Source organism: Bradyrhizobium sp. JYMT SZCCT0180, assembly GCF_018130165.1.
Taxonomy (GTDB): domain Bacteria; phylum Pseudomonadota; class Alphaproteobacteria; order Rhizobiales; family Xanthobacteraceae; genus Bradyrhizobium.
On sequence record NZ_JAFCLZ010000004.1, the window covers coordinates 59708 to 79441 of the forward strand.

Below are 19734 nucleotides of genomic sequence, written 5' to 3' on the forward strand. Positions count from 1 at the left end.
GAGGGGGAGCGGGCAGCGGCAAGGCCTTTGGTACCTCTTTGGGGTATAATGCGTGCTTGTCACCGGCCCTCCGGATAGACAGATTAGAGGTCAAGTCGAGGGAGTAATTGGTGGCCCACCACGATCCGATTGGCCTGATTGCGCCGAATGCCGGGCTGGCCCAGCTCAATGAGCGTTCGCGCGACATTTTTCGTCAAATCGTCGAGAGTTATCTCGCTACCGGCGAGCCGGTCGGTTCGCGCAACATTTCGCGCCTGATCGCGATGCCGCTGTCGCCGGCCTCGGTGCGGAATGTGATGTCGGACCTCGAACAGCTCGGCCTGATCTACGCGCCGCATACCTCGGCCGGCCGTCTGCCCACGGAACTCGGCCTGCGTTTCTTCGTCGACGCCCTGATGCAGGTCGGCGATCTCACCGAAGACGAGCGGCAGTCGATCCAGACCCAGCTTGCCTCCGTCGGCCGCGCGCAATCGGTCGAGGCGGCGCTCGGCGAAGCCCTGACGCGGTTGTCGGGCCTGACCCGCGCTGCTGCGGTGGTGCTGACAGCGAAATCCAATTCGCGGCTGAAGCACATCGAATTCGTGCGGCTGGAGCCGGAACGCGCGCTGGTGGTGCTGGTCAGCGAAGACGGCCAGGTCGAAAACCGCGTGCTGACCCTGCCGCCCGGCGTTCCCTCATCGGCGCTGACGGAAGCCAGCAATTTCCTCAATTCCCGGATTCGCGGCCGTACGCTTGCCGAATCGCGCCTCGAACTCGAAACCGCGCTGACGCAAAGCCGCGCCGAACTCGATCAGCTGACGCAGAAGATCATCGCGGCCGGCATTGCGAGCTGGTCCGGCGGCGAAAGCGAGGACCGCCAATTGATCGTGCGCGGTCACGCCAATCTGCTCGAGGATCTGCATGCGCTGGAAGATCTGGAGCGCGTGAAATCGCTGTTCGACGATCTCGAGACCAAGCGCGGCGTCATCGATCTGCTCGGTCGTGCCGAGCGTGCCGAGGGCGTGCGGATCTTCATCGGATCGGAGAACAAGCTATTCTCGCTGTCCGGTTCCTCCACCATCATCGCGCCCTATAGCGACGCCGCCGGCCGCATCGTTGGGGTGCTCGGCGTGATCGGGCCGACGCGGCTCAACTATGCAAGGGTGATTCCGACGGTGGACTATGCCGCGCGCATCGTCAGCCGCATGCTCGGTGGTTGATCCGGCCCGAAAAAAGCTTCGCTTTGTTGTTTTGACTGCCCTTCTTGGCGCCAACCCCGGCCCACCCCGGATCAGGCATCGCTCGAAAACGCCATGGAACGCTTGATTTTCGCCCGCTAAAGCACGATATCCCGGGCAGCAAATCCCCATTTAACCGAACGGTTCTTTTGAGAAGGCAGACTTATGACCGATCCCAACCGGCCGAATGATGACGCGGCGGCGCCGAGCGAGCCCGTGGTCTCAAAGCCCTACATCATGCCTGATGATCCCGAAGAAGGATCGGTCGAGGCGTTGACGAAGGAAGCGGCTGAAGCGCGCGACAAGATGCTGCGCACGCTGGCGGAGATGGAAAATCTGCGCAAACGCACCGCCAAGGAAGTTGCCGATGCGCGGGCTTACGGCATCACCGGCTTCGCGCGCGACATTCTCGACATCGCCGACAATCTGCAACGCGCGCTGGATGCGGTTCCCGAGGAAATGAAGGCCTCGGCCGACCCGGCGCTGAAGGCGTTCATCGAAGGCGTCGAGCTGACCGAGCGGTCGCTGCTCAACACGCTGGAGAAAAACGGCGTCAAGAAGTTCGATCCGTCCGGCGAAAAGTTCAATCCGAACTTCCAGCAGGCGATGTACGAAGTCCCTGACACGTCGGTGCCGGCAGGCACCGTGGTGCAGGTGGTGCAGGCCGGCTTCATGATCGGCGAGCGCGTGCTGCGTCCGGCGCTGGTCGGCGTGTCCAAGGGCGGCGCCAAGGCGGCGCCTGCCGCCGACATTACGACCTGAGGCGGACGCAGCGTAAATCGCTCTATGTTAGCTCCTCATCCCCGGATGAGCGCATTAGCGCTCACCGAGGGAGCCGCGAAGCGGTGTCTCGAAGGATGCAGGCCCCAGTCGGGCCACATGGTTCGAGACGCGCGAAGACGCGCTCCTCACCATGAGGGTCTTGGAGTCGCCCGGCGCCGACCAGGACCTACGCGTCCATCGGCTTCTCATGCGCCTTGGGCCAGTAGGTGCCAAAACTCCAGAGGTTGCCTTCGGGATCCCGGCAGGCGAAATCGCGGCTGCCGTAGTCGGTGTTGTGCAGTTCCATTTCGATTTTCGCGCCTGAGGCCTTTACCTTGGCGCACAGCGCGTCGGGATCCTCGACGGCGACATAAAGCGCGTCGGTGCGGCGGCCAGAGATGTCGCCAACCAGTCTGCCGTATTCATCGTCGCGGGCCTGGCCGAGCATCAGCAGCGAAGCGCCGCAGGCAAGTTGCGCGTGCTGTACCACGCCGTCGGTGCGGTAAACGACATGCTCGGTGAAACCAAGCACGTCCTTGAGCCAGCGGATCATCGCCTCGGCATCCCTGCAGCGCATCGTCGGATAGATGCGCTGCGCGTCATTGCTATTGGTCACGGCAAACTCCTTGATGATGGCGGCGGCGCCGATTATGCAGCAGGCGCTGCGTCCCCTGCTTGAAGATTTGTTACCAGGGGGCGCCGCGACGAAGCTCCGCGACCTGGATGCCCCGGCTGCAGCAAGCATCCATTTGGAGCACGACCGATCGAGGGAGAGCCGCAGTTGGACTGGGCTTACGCGTTGCTAGACCGCCGGCGCTTTGATTGGGTTCCTGTCAGGACCGGAGAATCGGGCGATCGCATCTATCGGCGGGAGGATGGCCTCGTCTACGCCAAGATAGCGCCGGCCGAACGTTCAACGGACCTCATCGGCGAGCGCGACCGGCTGGCCTGGCTCAAAGGGCAGGGCTTCGCCAGCCCCGAGGTTGTCGACTGGCGCGAAGCCGAGGCCGGTTCACGCCTGGAGATGAGTACTGTCCCGGGCACTCCGGCGAGCGAACTCTCGGGAGCCGATCTGCTCAAGGCCTGGCCATCGATCGCGCGCCAGATAGGAACTCTCCACGAGCTTGCGGTCGACCGTTGCCCGTTCGATCGTGGCTTGTCGCTCATGTTCGATCGTGCTGCGGATGTCGTCGCCCGCAATGCCGTCAATCCAGAGTTTCTGTCGGAGGACGACCAGAGCGTTCCGGCAGCAATGCTGCTGGCGAAAATTGCCGATGAGCTGCCAATCCGGCTCCAGCAGGAAGCGACTGGCCGCGCGGTCTGTCACGGCGATGCCTGCATGCCGAACATCATGGTCGACCCGAAGACCTTCCAATGCACCGGCGTGATCGATCTGGGCCGCCTCGGAACGGCCGATCGCTACGTCGATCTCACGCTGATGCTGGCCAATGCGCGCGAAAGCTGGGAGTCGCGAGAGGATGAGGCGCAGGCCTTCGCGATCCTGTTCGACACCCTTGGGGTCCGGGCACCGGACAGGGAGCGGCTCGCCTTTTACCTCAAGCTCGATCCGCTGACCTGGGCCTAAGCCCACTTTCCAGATCAGGCTCTAGGCATCCAGCGCTTCGCTCGGCCGCGTCAGGCGGCTGTCGATCAGCGCCAGCCGCCGCGCCCAGGCCGTCGGCGTCTCGCCGGCGAGGGCGGAAAATTCACGGACGAGATGGGCCTGATCGGCGTAGCCGGTCTCGGCGGCAATCCCGGCCCAGCCGCCGCGGGTTTCCGTTCGCGCCAGCCGGCAAGCCTCATGGAAGCGCATCAGGCGGGCAATCGGTTTCGGCGCCAGTCCGAGTTCGGAACGAAAGCGGTTGACCAGATGCTTGCGGCTCCAGCCGATGTCCTGTGCGAGCGCGGCAATCCGCACGCCTCCCCGGCTGCGCGCCAGCCGGTGATAGGCGAATTCGATTTCGGGTGAAGCTGCATGGCAGGCGCGATCGGCGACAAAATCCTCGACCAGGTCGAAGCGACGTTGCCATCCGGACGTCGCGCCCAGCCGTTCGCGCAAGTCGCGCCCCTCGCGGCCCAGCACGTCCGACATATCGACCATTCGCGCGACGAGATCGACAACGGCGCCGCCGAAGAAGCGATAAGCGCCGAGCGGCGTGAAATCGACCTGGACGCATTCCGCCCCGCCATCGGACCCGATATGAACAGGCCCGGCGTAGAGGCCCGCGGCGAAGCTGGGCTGGCGGTCGGCCGCATCGGGCTCCCGGGCGAGCGCGATCAGGAACGGGCTGCCGAGGCTGATGATCAGCGGCACAATCAGATGCGCGGCTTCACGCTGCGAAAACCGGCCAAGCGCATGCTCGCGGTAACCCGTCATTCCCGTGATCAGGCCCGCCGTGCGCTGTGAGGGTGCACGGCGGATCATCTCGAACGCGAGGGGTGCGCCTAGATCCGGCATCGCCGCTCTCCGCGCGCGAGAATGTTTTATGCTGCGATGTCGCTGGACTGGATGCGCTTGACGCCGGCTGCGCCCATATCTGCCCAGGCTTTCGCGAGCGAGCCCTGGGTATCGATGCCGCGGCAGGCGTCTTCGACGACATAGGTTTCAAAGCCGGCCTTGCGGGCGTCGAGCGCGCTCCATGCCACGCAAAAATCAGTAGCGAGGCCCGCGAGGAACACGCGTTCCACCTTGCGCGCCTTCAAATAGGCGGCAAGCCCCGTCGTGGTGTTGCCATCGGCTTCGGTGAAGGCCGAATAGCTGTCGACGTCCTTGTTGGAACCCTTGCGGATGACGAGGCCGGCATGGGCGATCGAGAGGTCCTTTGACAACGCCGCGCCTTCGGTGCCCTGCACGCAGTGGTCGGGCCACAGCACCTGCTTGCCGTAGGGCAGGTCGATCGTCTCGAACGGCTTCTTGCCGGAATGCGTGGTGGCGAACGAGACATGGCTAGCGGTGTGCCAGTCCTGCGTGAGCACGACGTTGGCAAAACTCTTGGCGATGCGGTTGATGACGGGAACGACCTGGTCGCCATCTTTCACCGCAAGGCTGCCGCCCGGCAGGAAGCAGTTCTGAACGTCGATCACCAGCAACGCCGACGCATTGTCGGGTTTGATCGATGCGGCCAAAGCTGCCTTCGAAAGAATGGTCGCCATTGCCGCCGTGCCCAACGTTTTGCCAAAGCCCGCGAGAATTTGCCTGCGATGAAACATGGTGCATCTCCCTGTCAAAGAGGTCAACACCAGCAAATCAGGTCGCAGGCAGAGCGTAAAGCGGCTTTAGGCGGCGGCGTGCGGCTGAATCTTCGGCACCGGACGGGTCATGTTTAGCGCGGGCGAATTCCGTCACGCACGGCGCGGAAACGCGTGAACGCGGTGGTCCAGCCGTCGCGCGGCGAGCTGCCGATGATGCGCAGCGAATTCTGGCCGCCGAACCGCAACCATTGCACGATCGTCACCGGCGTATTGTCCTTGCCGCTGGTGGCTTCGATGCGGGTTTCGTATCCGGGCTGGCCGTCGATGCGGACCGCCTCCGACATCGTGATCCGCCCGTCGCGTACGCCGGGAATCGTCGTCGCCATCTGCTGGGCAAAACGACCGCGGTCGTCGGGCTGCGCGGGCGCCGATCCAACCAGGCCGACGATCATGAAGGGCGCGGTTTCAAAACCGCTTTTTTCGTCGCCATCGGCAATGATCAGGGCCGCGCCCGGCGCCAGCGTGCGGACCGTCTTGAAATTGCTGAGTTCGGACATCCTGAACGGCATCAGGCCGAGTTGCTCATCGACCGGGACTTCGTTCCGGATCACGGCAGATGCGAACATCTGGCGGATGGCGTCATCGGTGTAGATCCTGGAAGCGTTCTCCGGCACCTGCACGGCGACGTAGCCGGAGAAGGTCGGACCCGGCACGATCATCGAGTAGCGCCGGACATTGGTGGCGCCGTCCTTGGCGTTCTCGGCGGTGTAATAAGCGAGCCCCGCCGCCGTCTCGATGCTCTCCGGCTTGATGCCGCCGGTGCCGCCGGGATTTGCCTTGAAAGCATTGGCGACCTCGCCATAGGCCTCGGCGGGCAGGTCCGCCACCAGCACCTTGACGCCCTGATCCTCGGTCTCGAAGCCGACGAATGATCTGGCTTTGACGAGGCCGACCAGCGGCGTCATGCCGACCCGCGCGCCTGGCGGAAAAACCGGGTCGGCGGCGAGCGCGGCGCAGGTCGCGGCGATGGTAAGGACAAACGCAGCGAGGTATCGAACAGGCTTCATGAAGGGTCTACCGGGTTTACTTTGAGGCGGCTCAATGGTCGGCCAGCGCAGCCCTCAAGGGTTCGAGGGCGTGGGTTCAGTCGGCCCGCTTTTAGCGGTTTTGATGTCCCTGCAACAGGGCAGGGGCGGCGTCCGTTCCCTCATCGTGATCCGAAACACCGGATTTTCGCGCGATATCGCCCGCTCACGAAACGTTTTCGGGCAATTTCGGCGGCGTGGCGGACCGCCGGTCAGGTCCACGCAGCGGCCAAATACCGCGCTGGCGGCGATCATGAACCGGGCTGATTTTCGGACGTGGTGATGAGTGCGCGCTCACCTCCTTGCCGATTTGTTAACACGGCTTGCGGCCTGAACCTTGACTTGCCCTGAGCTGACACAATCTTTCAAACGTCAGCATTTTCAGGCCCTAAGGTTGCGTTCGGTCCTTGCGGGCAGGACCCCCCCTCCTATATGAGGCTCACCGTCGCAATATCGCGAGTAATTGATCGTTGGGGGTTCGGTTAGGTGCGCCGTCCAGGGCCCAGCCAACCTGCCGCAAAAAGAAGGATATGAGGACCATGGGAAAGGTCATTGGGATCGATCTCGGCACCACCAATTCGTGCGTCGCCGTAATGGATGGCAAGACAGCTAAAGTCATCGAGAACGCAGAGGGCATGCGCACGACGCCGTCGATCGTCGCTTTCAGCGATGATGGCGAGCGCCTCGTCGGCCAGCCTGCCAAGCGTCAGGCGGTGACCAATCCCGAGCGCACCTTCTTTGCGGTCAAGCGCCTCGTCGGCCGCCGCTATGACGACCCGATGGTCGAGAAGGACAAGAAGCTCGTCCCCTATAAAATCGTGAAAGCTTCGAACGGCGACGCCTGGGTCGAAGCCGACAGCAAAACCTATTCGCCCTCGCAGGTCTCCGCTTTCATTCTGCAGAAGATGAAAGAGACCGCGGAAGCCCATCTCGGCCAGAAGGTCGAGCAGGCCGTCATCACGGTTCCCGCCTATTTCAACGACGCGCAACGTCAGGCCACCAAGGACGCCGGCAAGATCGCCGGCCTTGAAGTGCTGCGCATCATCAACGAGCCGACCGCGGCCGCTCTCGCCTACGGCCTCGACAAGACCAAGACCGGCACCATTGCGGTGTACGACCTCGGCGGCGGCACCTTCGACGTCTCGATTCTCGAGATCGGCGACGGCGTGTTCGAGGTGAAGTCCACCAACGGCGACACGTTCCTCGGTGGTGAAGACTTCGACATGCGGCTCGTCAGCTATCTGGCCGATGAGTTCCAGAAGGAGCAGGGCATCAACCTGCGCAACGACAAGCTTGCCTTGCAGCGCCTGAAAGAGGCCGCCGAAAAGGCCAAGATCGAATTGTCCTCGACCACGCAGACCGAAATCAACCTGCCGTTCATCACGGCCGATCAGACCGGTCCGAAGCATCTGACGATGAAGCTGACCCGCTCCAAGTTCGAGGCGCTGGTCGACGATCTCGTCCAGAAGACCATCGAGCCGTGCCGCAAGGCGCTGAAGGATGCGGGCCTCACCGCCGCCGAGATCGGCGAAGTGGTGCTGGTCGGCGGCATGACGCGCATGCCGAAGGTTCAGGAAGTGGTGAAGCAGCTGTTCGGCAAGGAGCCGCACAAGGGCGTCAACCCGGACGAAGTCGTCGCCATCGGTGCGGCGATCCAGGCCGGCGTGCTGCAGGGCGACGTCAAGGACGTGCTGCTGCTCGACGTGACCCCGCTGTCGCTCGGCATCGAGACGCTGGGTGGCGTGTTCACCCGCATCATCGATCGCAACACCACGATCCCGACCAAGAAGAGCCAGGTGTTCTCGACCGCCGAGGACAACCAGAGCGCCGTCACCATCCGCGTCTTCCAGGGCGAGCGTGAAATGGCGGCCGACAACAAGGTGCTCGGCCAGTTCGACCTGATGGGCATTCCGCCGTCGCCGCGCGGCATGCCGCAGATCGAGGTGACGTTCGACATCGACGCCAACGGCATCGTCAACGTCTCGGCCAAGGACAAGGCGACCGGCAAGGAACAGCAGATCCGGATTCAGGCCTCCGGCGGCCTGTCGGACGCCGACATCCAGAAGATGGTCAAGGACGCCGAGGCCAATGCGGCCGAGGACAAGAAGCGCCGCGAGGCGGTCGACGCCAAGAACCATGCCGACTCTCTCGTGCATTCCACCGAGAAGGCGCTGGCCGAACACGGTTCGAAGGTCGAGGAGAGCGAGCGCCGTTCCATCGAGGACGCCGTCAGCGACCTCAAGGAAGCGCTGAAGGGCGACGATGCCGAGGCGATCAAGGCCAAGACCAACACGCTGGCGCAGGCTTCGATGAAGCTCGGCGAGGCCATGTACAAGCAGCAGGCCGAAGCCGACGCCAAGAAGGATGCGGCCAAGGATGACGTCGTCGACGCGGAGTTCACCGAGGTCGACGACGACAAGAACAACAAGAAGTCGGCGTAAGCGGGCTTTCGATCATGACCCTCACACCAAAGAGCGCCTGCTGCGTCTCGATGGGTGGGGGTCATTTTTCGTTAAGCGCAAGGCGGCATCCTCAACGATGCACCCTTGCGGCATGAAGACGAAATTCGGACGGAACTGACGGATGTCCACCAAGCGCTGCTATTACGAAACCCTGGAAGTCGAGCGGTCAGCGGACGATGGCAAGCTCAAGGCGGCCTTTCGCAAGCTCGCGATGAAATGGCACCCGGACAAGAATCCGGGCGATGCTTCCAGCGAAGTGAAGTTCAAGGAAATCAACGAAGCCTATGAGGTCCTCAAGGACGGCGACAAGCGCGCCGCCTATGACCGCTACGGCCATGCGGCGTTCGAGCAGGGCATGGGTGGCGGCGGGCCCGGATTCGGCGCCGGCTTCGCCTCGTCATTCTCGGATATTTTCGAGGATCTGTTCGGCATGGCCGGACAACGCGGGCGCGGTGGCGGTGGCCGCGAGCGCGGCGCCGACCTGCGCTACAATATGGAAATCACGCTGGAGGAAGCCTTCCTCGGCAAGACCGCCCAGATCGAGATTCCGGTTTCGGTCACCTGCGAATCCTGTTCCGGCACCGGCGCCAAGGCCGGCACCAAGCCGAAGACCTGTTCGCTGTGCGGCGGGCAGGGAAGGGTGCGGCAGGCCCAGGGCTTCTTCACGCTGGAACGAACCTGTCCGGGCTGTCAGGGCCGCGGCCAGATGATCGAAGACCCCTGTCCCTCCTGCGCGGGCTCGGGCCGGGTGACGCGCGACCGGACCCTGTCGGTCAACATTCCGCAAGGCGTCGAAGACGGCACCCGCATTCGCCTCGCCGGCGAGGGCGAAGCCGGCGTCCGCGGTGGACCGCCCGGCGATCTCTATATTTTCCTGTCGCTGGCGACCCACGAATTCTTCCAGCGCGACGGCGCCGACCTGCATTGCCGGGTCCCGATCTCGATGGTGGCGGCAGCCCTTGGCGGCGAATTCGAGGTGCCGACCATCGACAAGGGCAAGACCAAGGTGAAGGTGCCGTCGGGAACACAGTCCGGCCGGCGATTCCGCATCGCATCAAAAGGCATGCCGGTGCTCCGTTCGCGCCAGACCGGCGACATGTATGTGCAGGTGATGGTCGAAACGCCGCAGAATCTGACCAAGAAGCAGCAGGAATTGCTGGCCGAGTTCGAAAAGCTGTCGTCGGGTGCGACCCAGCCGGAGGCGGCGGGTTTCTTTACTAAGGTCAAGGACTTCTTCGGTAGCCGCGCTGCCCCGCAGTGAGCCTTTTGCTTGACCATAAGAGCTGCGACCTATACCTCTTTATGACTGTTTTCTGACATAACCGCCGTTCGCGGTCCCGCCTGGTAGCGACATGCCTCTGCAATCGTCCGTGCGTGCGTTGAAGAAACCTCTCCGTCTTGACGACGAGGTGCGTTTTCTCCGTTCATGGATCGAAAAGCCGCTGCACATGGGCGCGGTGATGCCGTCCAGCAAGCTGCTCGCGCGCACCATGGCGCAATATGTCGACGTCGATTCGAAAGGACCGGTCGTCGAACTTGGCCCCGGCACCGGCGCGATCACCAACGCGCTGATCGAACATGGCGTCGATCAGAAGCGTCTCGTGCTGGTTGAATATAATCCGGGCTTCTGCGCGCTGCTGCGCGACCGTTATCCGCACGCCAAGGTGGTGCAGGGCGACGCCTACAAACTTCGCGACTCGCTGTTGAAGGTTCTCGACGTGCCGGCCTCGGCCGTGGTCTCCGGCCTGCCGCTGGTCACAAAGCCGATGCTGACGCGCCTCAAATTGATCCGCGACGCCTTTACGGCGCTGGCACCTGGTGCGCCCTTTGTGCAGTTCACCTATTCGGTTGCGCCGCCGATCCCGAAATCGCTGCCCGGCGTGTCCACAGAAGCTTCCGAGCGGATCTGGATGAACCTTCCGCCCGCCCGGGTCTGGGTGTATCGCAAGGGCTAAGACTGCGCGTATTCCGCAAAAGTGGAAGCCGGTTTTGCGCATAGAATACGCGCAAGATATTAGTTAAGAGCATTTTCGACGAAAATGCTCGCCCGCGTCTGCGCGGCGGGATTGGCCCGAACCGCGATTTATAAAATATGTCCGCGCTGAAAATCCTCGTGATCCCGGGATCGCTTCGATCAGGCTCGCTCAATGCGAGGCTGGCGGCCGCTGCCAGCCATGAGCTGGCGCTATCCGGCGCCGAAGTCACCCGCATCTCGCTGTCGGATTTTCCCTTGCCGATCTATGACGGCGACCTGCAGGCGAAGTCCGGCGTGCCGAAGCACGCGGTCAATCTGAAGCGCATGATCGGCGCCCATCATGGCGTCCTGATCGTGACGCCGGAATATAATTCGTCGGTGCCGGCGCTGGTGAAAAACACCATCGACTGGATCAGCCGGGTGCAGGACCTGCATGAAACCCGCGGCCAGGTGTTTCGCGGCGCCGTGTTTGCGATCGCTTCCGCTTCGGGCGGACGGCTCGGCGGCACGCGCGCGCTGGCGGCGCTGCGCCTGATTCTGACGGCGTGTCACGCCAGCGTGGTTCCGAACCAGCTCGCATTGTCGTTCGCGGACCAGGCCTATGACGAGATGGACCGTCTGAAACATCCTGCCGATGTCGAGGCGCTGCAAGCGCTGGTGCGGCAGCTGATCGACCATTCCCAACGCATGATGTGAGGTGACATGCAGCCTGCCAGTATCGCTCCGAAAGACCGGTTGATTGTGGCGCTCGATCTGCCCGGCGTCGCCGAGGCCGAAGCGATGGTGGCGCGGCTCGGCGACAGCGTGACGTTCTACAAGATCGGCTATCAGCTCGCCTATGCCGGCGGTCTGCCGCTGGTCCGTCAATTGTCCGGCGCGGGTAAGAAGGTGTTCGTCGATCTCAAGCTGCACGATATCGGCAACACCGTTGCACGCGGCGTCGAGAGTGTCGCAAAACTCGGTGCGACCTTTCTCACCGTGCACGCCTATCCGCAGACCATGAAAGCCGCCGTCGAGGCGCGCGAGGGCTCGAGCCTGAAAATCCTCGCGGTCACCGTGCTGACTTCCTATGACGACGGCGATCTGCATGCCGCCGGCTATCGGCTCAACGTCTCCGATCTGGTCGAGGCGCGGGCGCAGCAGGCGCAGGTGCTCGGCGTCGACGGGCTGGTGAGTTCGCCGGAAGAGGCGGCTTCCCTGCGCAAGATCGTCGGCCACCAGATGAACCTGGTGACGCCGGGCATCCGGCCCGCGGGCTCGGCGTCCGGCGACCAGAAACGCATCATGACACCGGCGCGCGCCATTGCCGCCGGGGCGGATTATCTGGTGGTGGGACGGCCGGTCACCGAGGCCGCCGACCCCAAAGCCGCCGCGGATGCCATTCAAACCGAAATCGCGCAGGCGCTGGCGTAATCAATTCAGCGAGACAAGAAACGGGAGAACAACATGGCCAAGGGATACTGGATCGGTCGCGTCGACGTGAACAATGACGAGGGCTACAAGCCCTATGCGGCGGCCAATCTCGCGATCTTCAAGAAGTTCGGCGGGCGCTACGTCGTCCGCGGCGGCAAGTTCACCGGCGTCGAGGGCCAAAGCCGCTCGCGCAACGTGGTGATCGAGTTCGACAGCTACGACGCGGCGATGGCCTGCTACAATTCACCGGAATACCAGGCCAACATCAAGGTTCGGCAGCCGCACTCGATTGCCGAGCTGATCGTGATCGAAGGCTATGACGGCCCGCAGCCTTGAGGGCTTCCGTCATTGCGAGGAGCACAGCGACGAAGCAATCCATGCTTTCCATGCGGACAGATGGATTGCTTCGCTTCGCTCGCAATGACGGGAAGTTGCCGTAGCGGTCCGCCCCAGCTATACCCCATGAAGAGGTGAAGCCATGGCCGACATGCGTTTGATCGTAGCTGGAGCCGGCGGCCGGATGGGCCGGGCGCTGACGCGCGTCATTTCGGAAACGTCAGGTGCGGTGCTTGCCGGTGCGCTCGAAGCGCCGGGTTCGGAGCTGCTGGGCAAGGATTCCGGCATGCTCGCCGGCCTGCCCGAAAATGGCGTCAAGCTCTCCGCCGATCTCTGGGCGCTGACGGCGAACGCCGACGGCATTCTCGATTTCACGGTTCCCGCCGCCACCATCGCCAATGTGGCAATCGCCGCCGAACGGAAGCTGGTGCACGTGGTCGGAACCACGGGGTTGTCGAGCTCCGACATGGCCGTGATCAAGAGCGTGACGTCCCGCGCCATCGTCGTGCAGTCAGGCAATATGAGCCTCGGCGTCAACTTGCTGGCGGCGCTGGTCAAGCGCGTCGCGCAATCGCTCGATACCGATTTCGATATCGAGATCCTGGAGATGCATCACAAGGCCAAGGTCGATGCGCCGTCGGGCACCGCACTGATGCTGGGTGAGGCCGCCGCCGCGGGCCGCGGCATCGACCTGCACCTGCACTCGGCGCGCGGACGCGACGGTATTACCGGCGCGCGCAAGGCCGGCGACATCGGTTTTGCGGCGCTGCGCGGCGGCACCGTCACCGGCGAACACAGCGTGATCTTCGCCGGTGCGATGGAGCGCATCGAGCTTACCCACCGCGCCGAGGACCGCACCATGTTTGCGCAAGGCGCGGTCAAGGCGGCGTTGTGGGCGCAGGGCAAGACGCCCGGCCTGTATTCGATGGCCGACGTGCTGGGCCTCGGCGACTTCTGAAATTCGACGACGCGCCGAATGCGAAGCCTGAATTAGCCGACCGGACCTACGGACGGTCCTGCAATGACCGCTCCATGATGATCGTGCGCTCTTCACCATAGTAGCTATCGCGCACGGCCCTGAACCCGAGCTGCCCGTAGAACGTCTCGGCGCTGATTGAAGAGGGGACAGCCAACGTGGGGATGTTTCTCTCGCGTGCCGTGCGCTCGACCTCGGCCATCAGCAGCTTGCCGATCCCCCGGGCCTGAACGTCAGGGGACACGAAGACCGTGCGGACTACGCTTCCATCGAGGCTTGCTGTTCCAACTACGCGACCACCAATCGCGGCGACAAAGACGGTGCGCTTTCCGAGCAGCTCAAGCACGGCGCTTGGACTAAAGCTGTGCTCGATCCTCTCGATGATCTCACTCGAATAGTCCTTCGCATTGGTTTCGCGCAGTGTACGGATAATGACCGCGCTTATTTCGTTGGCGTCACCCTCACGCGCCGGCCGGATTGTGCATTCCATCGGTCGACTCCGCTCCCCAAGGTCGCATGAGCGATTCCGTGCCCTAGCCTTGCTTGTTCGGCCGCAGCAACGACATGCCGGTCATGTCGGCCGGTTTCGGCAATTGCATCAGGTCGAGCAGTGTCGGCGCAATATCCGCCAGCCGGCCTTCCGCCAATGTCGCGCCGCCGCCGCCCTGCAGCAGCAGGGGCACCGGGTTGGTCGTGTGAGCCGTATGCGGACCGCCGGTTGCGGGGTCGCGCATCATTTCGCAGTTGCCGTGGTCGGCGGTCACCAGCAGCGCGCCGCCGGATCGCTCGATCGCCTCCGAGATTTTCCCGAGCGCGGTATCGACGGTTTCGACCGCTTTGATTGCAGCCTTGAGGTCTCCCGTGTGGCCGACCATGTCCGGATTGGCGTAGTTCAGCACGATCAAATCGTACTTGCCCGAGTCGATTGCCTCCACGGCCTTCGCCGTCAGCTCGACAGCCGACATTTCCGGCTGCAGGTCATAGGTCGCGACCTTGGGCGAGGGCACCATGATGCGGTCTTCGCCGGGAAAAGGCTCTTCCCGTCCACCGTTGAGAAAATAGGTGACGTGCGGATATTTCTCCGTTTCGGCCATCCGCACTTGCGTCCGGTTTGCCGCTGACGTGACTTCGCCCAGGATGTTTGGAAACGCCTGCGGCGGAAATATCGTCTGCATCAGCCGGTCCAGATCAGAGCTGTATTGCGTCATTCCAACCGCGCCGGCGTACCGGACGCTGCGTCTGCGCTTGAAGCCGTCAAACGACGGATCGAGCATCGCACCGAGAATCTCGCGGACGCGGTCGGCGCGAAAGTTGAAGCTCAGCACGCCGTCGCCATCTTTGATGCCCGCGTAATTGCCGATCACCGACGGCACGACGAACTCGTCGGTGACATCATGCGCATAGGCATCTGACATTGCCGATTGCGCGTCGGCAAAATGCGGGCCTTCGGCCTCGACGATGGCGTCATAGGCTTTGCCAACGCGTTCCCAGCGTTTGTCGCGGTCCATCGCATAGTATCGCCCGACGACGGTTGCGATCGGAACCTGTGGCGGCAGCGCCGCGGCCAGCCGCTTCAAATCATCGGCTCCCGATCGCGGCGGCGTATCGCGTCCGTCCGTGAGTGCGTGTACGACCGCCGGCACGCCATGCTCGGCGAGGATCTTGGCCAGTGCGGCGACGTGGTCCTGATGGGAATGGACGCCGCCCGGTGACACCAGGCCGATCAGATGACAGGTGCCGCCGCTCTGCTTCAGCGACTGGACCAGGGCGGTGAGCGCCGTCGCGGATTTGATTTCGCCGGACGTAATGGCGTCGTTGATCCGCGGCAGGTCCTGCATCACCACGCGGCCCGCGCCGATGTTCAGGTGCCCGACTTCGGAATTGCCCATCTGCCCATCGGGTAGCCCGACATCCCGTCCCGACGTTCTCAGGAAGGCGCGCGGGCCCGCGTTCCACAGGCGATCGAAATTAGGTGTCCTGGCCTGCCGAACAGCATTGTCGGCCGGATCCTCCCGCCAACCCCAACCATCCAATATCGCTAGCATCACCGGGCGGCGCTTCTGCATCGACGGGCCTTTCGCTGTTTACCCCGGGCGTGGTTGTGAGCGATCGATACGCGATCGTCAATCGACGCCCGCCGTCAGTGTTCCGGCCGGGTGCTCTGCTTGGCCGACATATCAGCCATGGGGAATCGGAGGCCGCCGCCCGGCGCGCGTGCGATCAGCATGACGAGGCTTGCCGTGAATGCCGCCAGCGTCAGCGCGGACATGACCATGCGCAGCGCATTCCAGAACATCCAGGGTTCAAGATAGGCCCGCCAGATCGCGGCGGCGTTCTCCGTGGTCGGTACGACGGTTGCAAGACCTTCGTTCAACGGCACGCTGAAACGCAGCGTCACGAAGAATGCGCCGAGGCCATAAATGGCTGTGCCGAGAAGGGCGAGCGCCAGCGGCCAGCCGCCCGCACCGATCAGCAAAAGGATAGCGAGAGTTCCGAACGCCAACGTCCCGAAAAAGCTGAACGCGAAAACGGCGTTACGAACGACCGCGTTGATCCCCTGCATCGCCTTGATCGCCGATACCGCATCGGTCGCGGCGAGACCCGGCATGACAGAGCAATGATAGGCGTAGAAGAATCCGGCGACCAGCGCAGCGGCAAGAACCGAGAGTGCAAGACAGGACAGCCGCAGGAATTGCATTGTCATGAAAATCCGCGGTCACCATCCTGATCAGGCGATGCTAGGGTTTGCGTCGCGGCCTGTCACCTCACATTTTTTACATGCGCACATCTCACGCGAGTGACAGCGTAGGATGGGTAGAGCGGAGCGAAACCCATCAGCTTCGTCGCAAGCTCTTGATGGGTATCGCGGAGCCTGTCATCGGGCGCGCATTCGCGCGACCCGTTGGCTCCACCCATCCTACGAATCTACCAGTCTAGTGCAGCCCGACCTGGCCGGCTTCCCAGCCCAGCATCGCCTGCTTGCGGGTGATGCCCCAGTGATAGCCGGTGAGCGCGCCGCCCTTGCCGAGTGCGCGATGGCAGGGCACCACGAACGATACCGGGTTGCGGCCGACCGCGGCACCAACAGCGCGAGAGGCTTTTGGATTCTTGATCTTGTTGGCGATGTCGGAATAGCAGACCGCGCGGCCCATCGGGATCTTCAGCAAGGTCTCCCACACCCGCACCTCGAAGTCGGTACCGATCAGGACCACGCGCAGCGGCTGGTCCGGCCGCCACAACTTGGTGTCGAAGATGCGCTGCGCGAGGCCGGCCGTGCCGTCACGATCCTCGACATAGGTCGCGTTCGGCCAGCGCCGCTTCATGTCGGCGAAAGATGCCGGCTCCTCGCCGGGATCGGCGAAGGCAAGCCCCGCAAGGCCGCGGCCGCTGGCGATCACAATGGCGGTGCCGAACGGCGAGGGATGGAATCCGTAGCGCAGCGTCATGCCGGCGCCGCCGTTCTTCCATTCGCCCGGCGACATTGCCTCATGCGTCACGAACAGATCGTGCAAGCGGCCCGGACCCGACAGCCCCGAGTCGAGCGCGGCGTCGAGCACGCTCGCCGAGTCGCGCAACAATCCCTTGGCGTGATCGAGCGTCAGCGCCTGCATGAAGTCCTTTGGCGTCAGCCCGGCCCAGCGGCGGAACAGAAGGTGCAATTCATCAGGGGTCACCGAGGCGGCATCCGCCATCGCTTCGATGGTCGGCTGCGCGCGCCAATGTTCCGAGATGAAGGCGATGGCGCGGCGCACGGAATCATAGTCGCGCAGCGCGGCGTTCTGGGGGCCCGGCTTGGCCAGGCGCTGGTCATGTATGGCAAGTGTCATCATGGGATCAGATTTAGGGCTCATCCGACCTCCAAACCACCCGATTTCCGATACGGATTCACGTTATGGGATTATACGTGATGCCGCGTTTGGCGGCTTGTAGCGCGGCCAGTAAAGCCTTGGCAAAGCTTGCCTTTTCGTCCGGCCCCAAAAAATACCCGACCGAGACGCGGCGGCCGCGCGAGACCAGATAAAGCCGCTCGATGCCGAATTCGGGATCGCCGGTCTGGTCCAGCCGCACCCAGAGCGGATTGAGCACCCATTCCACCACATGGCCGCGATGGCTGACCCGGCGCACCCGCAGCTCCGACGGCGTCACCGTGATTTCCTCCGACGCATTGGCGCTGCGGAAATTGACCCGGAACGCCCAGTAGATCACGAGCACATCGAGCCCGAAGAATCCGAACACCGGCCAGGCGCCCATCAACAGGAACGCGACGCCCGCGACAAAGCTCACCGCGCAAAGGAACGCCATCAGCACCAGGAAGCCGGTGCGGTTGAGCGAACGATGCGGCGTCAGTCGCGCCGAAAACAGCTTCGGCTGGTCAACATCCCGATCAAAGTCGTTGCTTGCGGTCATCGCGGGTCAGTATACCCGGATCATGGCCAAAATCATCCGCGCTAAAGCTGCCAAAAAACCAAGCGTTCCATCTGTGCCAAGCAAAACCGCAAGGAAAACAGCCAAAAAGGCCACGGCCAGGAAGCCGGCCGAAGCGTCCGCCAAGCCCGTGGCGAAGCGAACAGCAAAGCCAAAACCCTGGACCTCGGCCGAGGTGCACGAGGCGTTCAGCCGCTTTCGGAACGCCAATCCGGAGCCGAAGGGCGAGCTCGAACATCTCAACCCCTACACGCTGCTGGTCGCCGTGGTGCTGTCGGCGCAGGCGACCGACGCCGGCGTCAACCGCGCGACGCGCCCCATGTTCGCGGTGGCCGACACGCCCGAGAAGATGCTGGCGCTCGGCGAGGACACCGTGCGCGACTACATCAAGACCATCGGGCTTTATCGGAACAAGGCCAAGAACGTCATCGCGTTGTCGGAAAAACTGATCGCCGAGTTCGGCAGTGAGGTGCCGCGCACCCGCGCCGAGATCGAGTCGCTGCCCGGCGCCGGCCGCAAGACGGCCAATGTCGTGCTCAACATGGCCTTCGGCGAGCATACGATGGCGGTGGATACCCACGTGTTCCGGCTCGGCAACCGCACGGGAATGGCGCCCGGCAACAACGTGCTCGAGGTCGAGCTCGGACTGGAAAAGATCATCCCGTCCGAGTTCATGCTGCACGCCCACCACTGGCTGATCCTGCACGGCCGCTACATTTGCCTCGCGCGCAAGCCGCGCTGCGATGTGTGTTTGATCAACGATCTCTGCAGGTGGCCGGAGAAGACGGTGTGAGGTTTGTGGTTCTTACCTCGCCCCGCTTGCTCGCCCTCATCCCCGGATGAGCGCTTTTGCGCTCACCGAGGGAGCCGCAAAGCGGCGTCTCGAAGGATGGCCACGGGCGAGATCGGGGCCTCATGGTTCGAGACGCGCGAAGCCGCGCTCGTCACCATGAGGGGTTAGACCACCGGCATCCCGGTGCGCCGCGAAGGCTCGATCAGCTCCGGCCGGGAGCCGCTCAAGCGCTTATGCATGTGGACCATGAAGGCCATGCCGAACAGCGGCGTCGCCAGGTTGACGATCGGGATCGAGACAAAGGCCGCGATGAAGAGCCCCGCGGTGAACACGGTCGCCGCATTGTCCTTGCGCATCGCCTTGGCTTCGGCGGGCGAGCGGAAACGCATCGCCGCGAGCTCGAAATATTCCCGGCCCAAGAGCCAGGCGGTGGCGAAGAAGAAAATCAGGAAGCCGGCCCCGGCGAACAGCACGAAGGGCAGTGCGATCAGATAGACCAGGATGGTCAGCAACGCCGTCTTGATGCCTTCGGGGATAGCGACCCCAAGCGGCAGCGCGGAGCCGGGCTTGTCTGCCGGATAATGCTCGCGCTCGACATGGTCGGCGACGTCGTCGACGAATACGCTGGCGACCAGCGAGGTGATCGCCGGCATCAGGAAGATGCCGCCGAGCACGACGCCGAGCCCGGCCGCGATCGAGACGATCCAGGCCAGGATGTTCAGCGGCGTGTGGAAGCCTGGCCCGAGCAGGCCTTCTGCCCAGACCTCGCCATATTCGGCGAACCAGCTCAGCAGTCGCTGCAGTCCGATTGCCAGCACGGTGATCAGCACCAGCGCCAGCCCGATCGAGCGCCACAGAATGGTGCGCATCGGCGGCGACAGGATTTGGGAAAGCGCCTTGACGGCGGCGTCCAGCATGATGGCCTCTGTTTCTCGCGAAAAAACCCTCGCGAGAGGTAGAGATGCAATCGGGCTTCGGCAAGACCTGTGCAGAAGACCTGGGCAGACCCGAGTTAGGAACGCCGGCAGCGATCCCGCCCGTGCATTTGCGTTATGCAGCCGTGACGGCACGATCAGGCAGATTATGTTTTCCCGGCAA

At 63.4% G+C, this 19734-nt stretch carries 21 protein-coding genes; 11 read left to right on the forward strand and 10 right to left on the reverse strand.

Annotation, left to right across the window (positions count from 1 at the left end; translation table 11 throughout):
* The first annotated feature begins 110 nt into the window (after window positions 1-110).
* Both hrcA and grpE read left to right on the forward strand, forming a co-directional pair.
* On the forward strand, window positions 111-1199 hold the full coding sequence (gene hrcA / locus JQ641_RS07205; RefSeq protein WP_192736160.1) for a heat-inducible transcriptional repressor HrcA: 1089 nt from the start codon (window positions 111-113) through the stop codon (window positions 1197-1199).
* A 183-nt stretch (window positions 1200-1382) separates the two neighbouring features.
* Window positions 1383-1979 carry a nucleotide exchange factor GrpE gene (grpE, locus tag JQ641_RS07210; RefSeq protein WP_211995320.1) on the forward strand — a complete coding sequence of 199 codons (597 nt, stop codon included), beginning with the start codon at window positions 1383-1385 and terminating at the stop codon, window positions 1977-1979.
* Between the two features lie 187 nt (window positions 1980-2166).
* Here the strand turns inward: grpE and JQ641_RS07215 are convergent, their stop codons facing one another.
* Window positions 2167-2595, reverse strand: a complete 429-nt coding sequence (locus JQ641_RS07215; RefSeq protein ID WP_211995321.1) for a VOC family protein — start codon at window positions 2593-2595, stop codon at window positions 2167-2169.
* A gap of 165 nt (window positions 2596-2760) precedes the next feature.
* On the opposite strand from JQ641_RS07215, the gene JQ641_RS07220 reads away from it, so the two are divergent.
* Window positions 2761-3564, forward strand: a complete 804-nt coding sequence (locus tag JQ641_RS07220) for an APH(3'') family aminoglycoside O-phosphotransferase (RefSeq protein ID WP_211995322.1) — start codon at window positions 2761-2763, stop codon at window positions 3562-3564.
* Window positions 3565-3585: 21 nt separating this feature from the next.
* On the opposite strand, the gene JQ641_RS07225 is transcribed toward JQ641_RS07220, so the two are convergent.
* From JQ641_RS07225 to JQ641_RS07235, 3 genes are all read right to left on the reverse strand, one after another.
* Window positions 3586-4437 carry a helix-turn-helix domain-containing protein gene (locus JQ641_RS07225; RefSeq protein WP_211995323.1) on the reverse strand — a complete coding sequence of 284 codons (852 nt, stop codon included), beginning with the start codon at window positions 4435-4437 and terminating at the stop codon, window positions 3586-3588.
* Window positions 4438-4463: 26 nt separating this feature from the next.
* Window positions 4464-5189: a bifunctional nicotinamidase/pyrazinamidase gene (gene pncA, locus JQ641_RS07230; RefSeq protein ID WP_211995324.1), complete on the reverse strand. Its 726-nt coding sequence runs from the start codon at window positions 5187-5189 to the stop codon at window positions 4464-4466.
* A gap of 113 nt (window positions 5190-5302) precedes the next feature.
* The gene (locus JQ641_RS07235) at window positions 5303-6238 is read right to left on the reverse strand and encodes a hypothetical protein (protein ID WP_211995325.1); all 936 of its coding nucleotides are present in this window, start codon (window positions 6236-6238) and stop codon (window positions 5303-5305) included.
* Between the two features lie 557 nt (window positions 6239-6795).
* On the opposite strand from JQ641_RS07235, the gene dnaK reads away from it, so the two are divergent.
* The 7 genes from dnaK (at window position 6796) to dapB (ending at window position 13400) form a co-directional block, all read left to right on the forward strand.
* Window positions 6796-8697, forward strand: coding sequence for a molecular chaperone DnaK (gene dnaK, locus JQ641_RS07240; protein WP_192736166.1), 1902 nt, complete (start codon window positions 6796-6798; stop codon window positions 8695-8697).
* A gap of 142 nt (window positions 8698-8839) precedes the next feature.
* The gene (dnaJ, locus tag JQ641_RS07245; RefSeq protein ID WP_192736167.1) at window positions 8840-9979 is read left to right on the forward strand and encodes a molecular chaperone DnaJ; all 1140 of its coding nucleotides are present in this window, start codon (window positions 8840-8842) and stop codon (window positions 9977-9979) included.
* Between the two features lie 91 nt (window positions 9980-10070).
* Window positions 10071-10673, forward strand: a complete 603-nt coding sequence (locus tag JQ641_RS07250) for a class I SAM-dependent methyltransferase (protein WP_192736168.1) — start codon at window positions 10071-10073, stop codon at window positions 10671-10673.
* Window positions 10674-10810: 137 nt separating this feature from the next.
* Window positions 10811-11389, forward strand: coding sequence for an NADPH-dependent FMN reductase (locus tag JQ641_RS07255; RefSeq protein WP_211995326.1), 579 nt, complete (start codon window positions 10811-10813; stop codon window positions 11387-11389).
* 6 nt (window positions 11390-11395) lie between these two features.
* A complete protein-coding gene (gene pyrF, locus JQ641_RS07260; RefSeq protein ID WP_211995327.1) occupies window positions 11396-12106 on the forward strand; it encodes an orotidine-5'-phosphate decarboxylase in 711 nt (236 codons plus the stop codon).
* 33 nt (window positions 12107-12139) lie between these two features.
* A complete protein-coding gene (locus JQ641_RS07265; protein ID WP_211995328.1) occupies window positions 12140-12442 on the forward strand; it encodes a DUF1330 domain-containing protein in 303 nt (100 codons plus the stop codon).
* Between the two features lie 142 nt (window positions 12443-12584).
* Window positions 12585-13400, forward strand: a complete 816-nt coding sequence (gene dapB / locus JQ641_RS07270) for a 4-hydroxy-tetrahydrodipicolinate reductase (RefSeq protein ID WP_211995329.1) — start codon at window positions 12585-12587, stop codon at window positions 13398-13400.
* 46 nt (window positions 13401-13446) lie between these two features.
* On the opposite strand, the gene JQ641_RS07275 is transcribed toward dapB, so the two are convergent.
* The 5 genes from JQ641_RS07275 to JQ641_RS07295 form a co-directional block, all read right to left on the reverse strand.
* Window positions 13447-13908, reverse strand: a complete 462-nt coding sequence (locus JQ641_RS07275; protein ID WP_211995330.1) for a GNAT family N-acetyltransferase — start codon at window positions 13906-13908, stop codon at window positions 13447-13449.
* A gap of 43 nt (window positions 13909-13951) precedes the next feature.
* The gene (gpmI, locus tag JQ641_RS07280) at window positions 13952-15484 is read right to left on the reverse strand and encodes a 2,3-bisphosphoglycerate-independent phosphoglycerate mutase (protein WP_211995331.1); all 1533 of its coding nucleotides are present in this window, start codon (window positions 15482-15484) and stop codon (window positions 13952-13954) included.
* A 74-nt stretch (window positions 15485-15558) separates the two neighbouring features.
* Window positions 15559-16122 carry an anthrone oxygenase family protein gene (locus tag JQ641_RS07285; RefSeq protein ID WP_211995332.1) on the reverse strand — a complete coding sequence of 188 codons (564 nt, stop codon included), beginning with the start codon at window positions 16120-16122 and terminating at the stop codon, window positions 15559-15561.
* Window positions 16123-16351: 229 nt separating this feature from the next.
* Window positions 16352-17248: a methylated-DNA--[protein]-cysteine S-methyltransferase gene (locus JQ641_RS07290; protein ID WP_211995550.1), complete on the reverse strand. Its 897-nt coding sequence runs from the start codon at window positions 17246-17248 to the stop codon at window positions 16352-16354.
* 55 nt (window positions 17249-17303) lie between these two features.
* Window positions 17304-17825 carry a DUF2244 domain-containing protein gene (locus JQ641_RS07295; protein WP_211995333.1) on the reverse strand — a complete coding sequence of 174 codons (522 nt, stop codon included), beginning with the start codon at window positions 17823-17825 and terminating at the stop codon, window positions 17304-17306.
* A 22-nt stretch (window positions 17826-17847) separates the two neighbouring features.
* Here JQ641_RS07295 and nth point away from each other — a divergent pair, with 22 nt between their 5' ends.
* Complete coding sequence (gene nth / locus JQ641_RS07300) at window positions 17848-18636, forward strand: endonuclease III (protein ID WP_211995334.1); 789 nt, start codon at window positions 17848-17850, stop codon at window positions 18634-18636.
* Window positions 18637-18800: 164 nt separating this feature from the next.
* Here nth and JQ641_RS07305 read toward each other — a convergent pair whose 3' ends face one another.
* Window positions 18801-19553, reverse strand: a complete 753-nt coding sequence (locus tag JQ641_RS07305; RefSeq protein ID WP_211995335.1) for a sulfate transporter family protein — start codon at window positions 19551-19553, stop codon at window positions 18801-18803.
* Window positions 19554-19734: the final 181 nt, after the last annotated feature.

Coding starts and splice junctions, on each gene's coding strand:
- grpE (WP_211995320.1), top strand. CDS start 1,383: ATGACCGATCCCAACCGGCCGAATGATGACGCGGCGGCGCCGAGCGAG.
- JQ641_RS07225 (WP_211995323.1), bottom strand. CDS start 4,437: ATGCCGGATCTAGGCGCACCCCTCGCGTTCGAGATGATCCGCCGTGCA.
- pncA (WP_211995324.1), bottom strand. CDS start 5,189: ATGTTTCATCGCAGGCAAATTCTCGCGGGCTTTGGCAAAACGTTGGGC.
- JQ641_RS07235 (WP_211995325.1), bottom strand. CDS start 6,238: ATGAAGCCTGTTCGATACCTCGCTGCGTTTGTCCTTACCATCGCCGCG.
- dnaK (WP_192736166.1), top strand. CDS start 6,796: ATGGGAAAGGTCATTGGGATCGATCTCGGCACCACCAATTCGTGCGTC.
- dnaJ (WP_192736167.1), top strand. CDS start 8,840: ATGTCCACCAAGCGCTGCTATTACGAAACCCTGGAAGTCGAGCGGTCA.
- JQ641_RS07250 (WP_192736168.1), top strand. CDS start 10,071: ATGCCTCTGCAATCGTCCGTGCGTGCGTTGAAGAAACCTCTCCGTCTT.
- JQ641_RS07255 (WP_211995326.1), top strand. CDS start 10,811: ATGTCCGCGCTGAAAATCCTCGTGATCCCGGGATCGCTTCGATCAGGC.
- pyrF (WP_211995327.1), top strand. CDS start 11,396: ATGCAGCCTGCCAGTATCGCTCCGAAAGACCGGTTGATTGTGGCGCTC.
- JQ641_RS07265 (WP_211995328.1), top strand. CDS start 12,140: ATGGCCAAGGGATACTGGATCGGTCGCGTCGACGTGAACAATGACGAG.
- dapB (WP_211995329.1), top strand. CDS start 12,585: ATGGCCGACATGCGTTTGATCGTAGCTGGAGCCGGCGGCCGGATGGGC.
- JQ641_RS07275 (WP_211995330.1), bottom strand. CDS start 13,908: ATGGAATGCACAATCCGGCCGGCGCGTGAGGGTGACGCCAACGAAATA.
- gpmI (WP_211995331.1), bottom strand. CDS start 15,484: ATGCAGAAGCGCCGCCCGGTGATGCTAGCGATATTGGATGGTTGGGGT.
- JQ641_RS07285 (WP_211995332.1), bottom strand. CDS start 16,122: ATGACAATGCAATTCCTGCGGCTGTCCTGTCTTGCACTCTCGGTTCTT.
- JQ641_RS07290 (WP_211995550.1), bottom strand. CDS start 17,248: ATGATGACACTTGCCATACATGACCAGCGCCTGGCCAAGCCGGGCCCC.
- JQ641_RS07295 (WP_211995333.1), bottom strand. CDS start 17,825: ATGACCGCAAGCAACGACTTTGATCGGGATGTTGACCAGCCGAAGCTG.
- nth (WP_211995334.1), top strand. CDS start 17,848: ATGGCCAAAATCATCCGCGCTAAAGCTGCCAAAAAACCAAGCGTTCCA.
- JQ641_RS07305 (WP_211995335.1), bottom strand. CDS start 19,553: ATGCTGGACGCCGCCGTCAAGGCGCTTTCCCAAATCCTGTCGCCGCCG.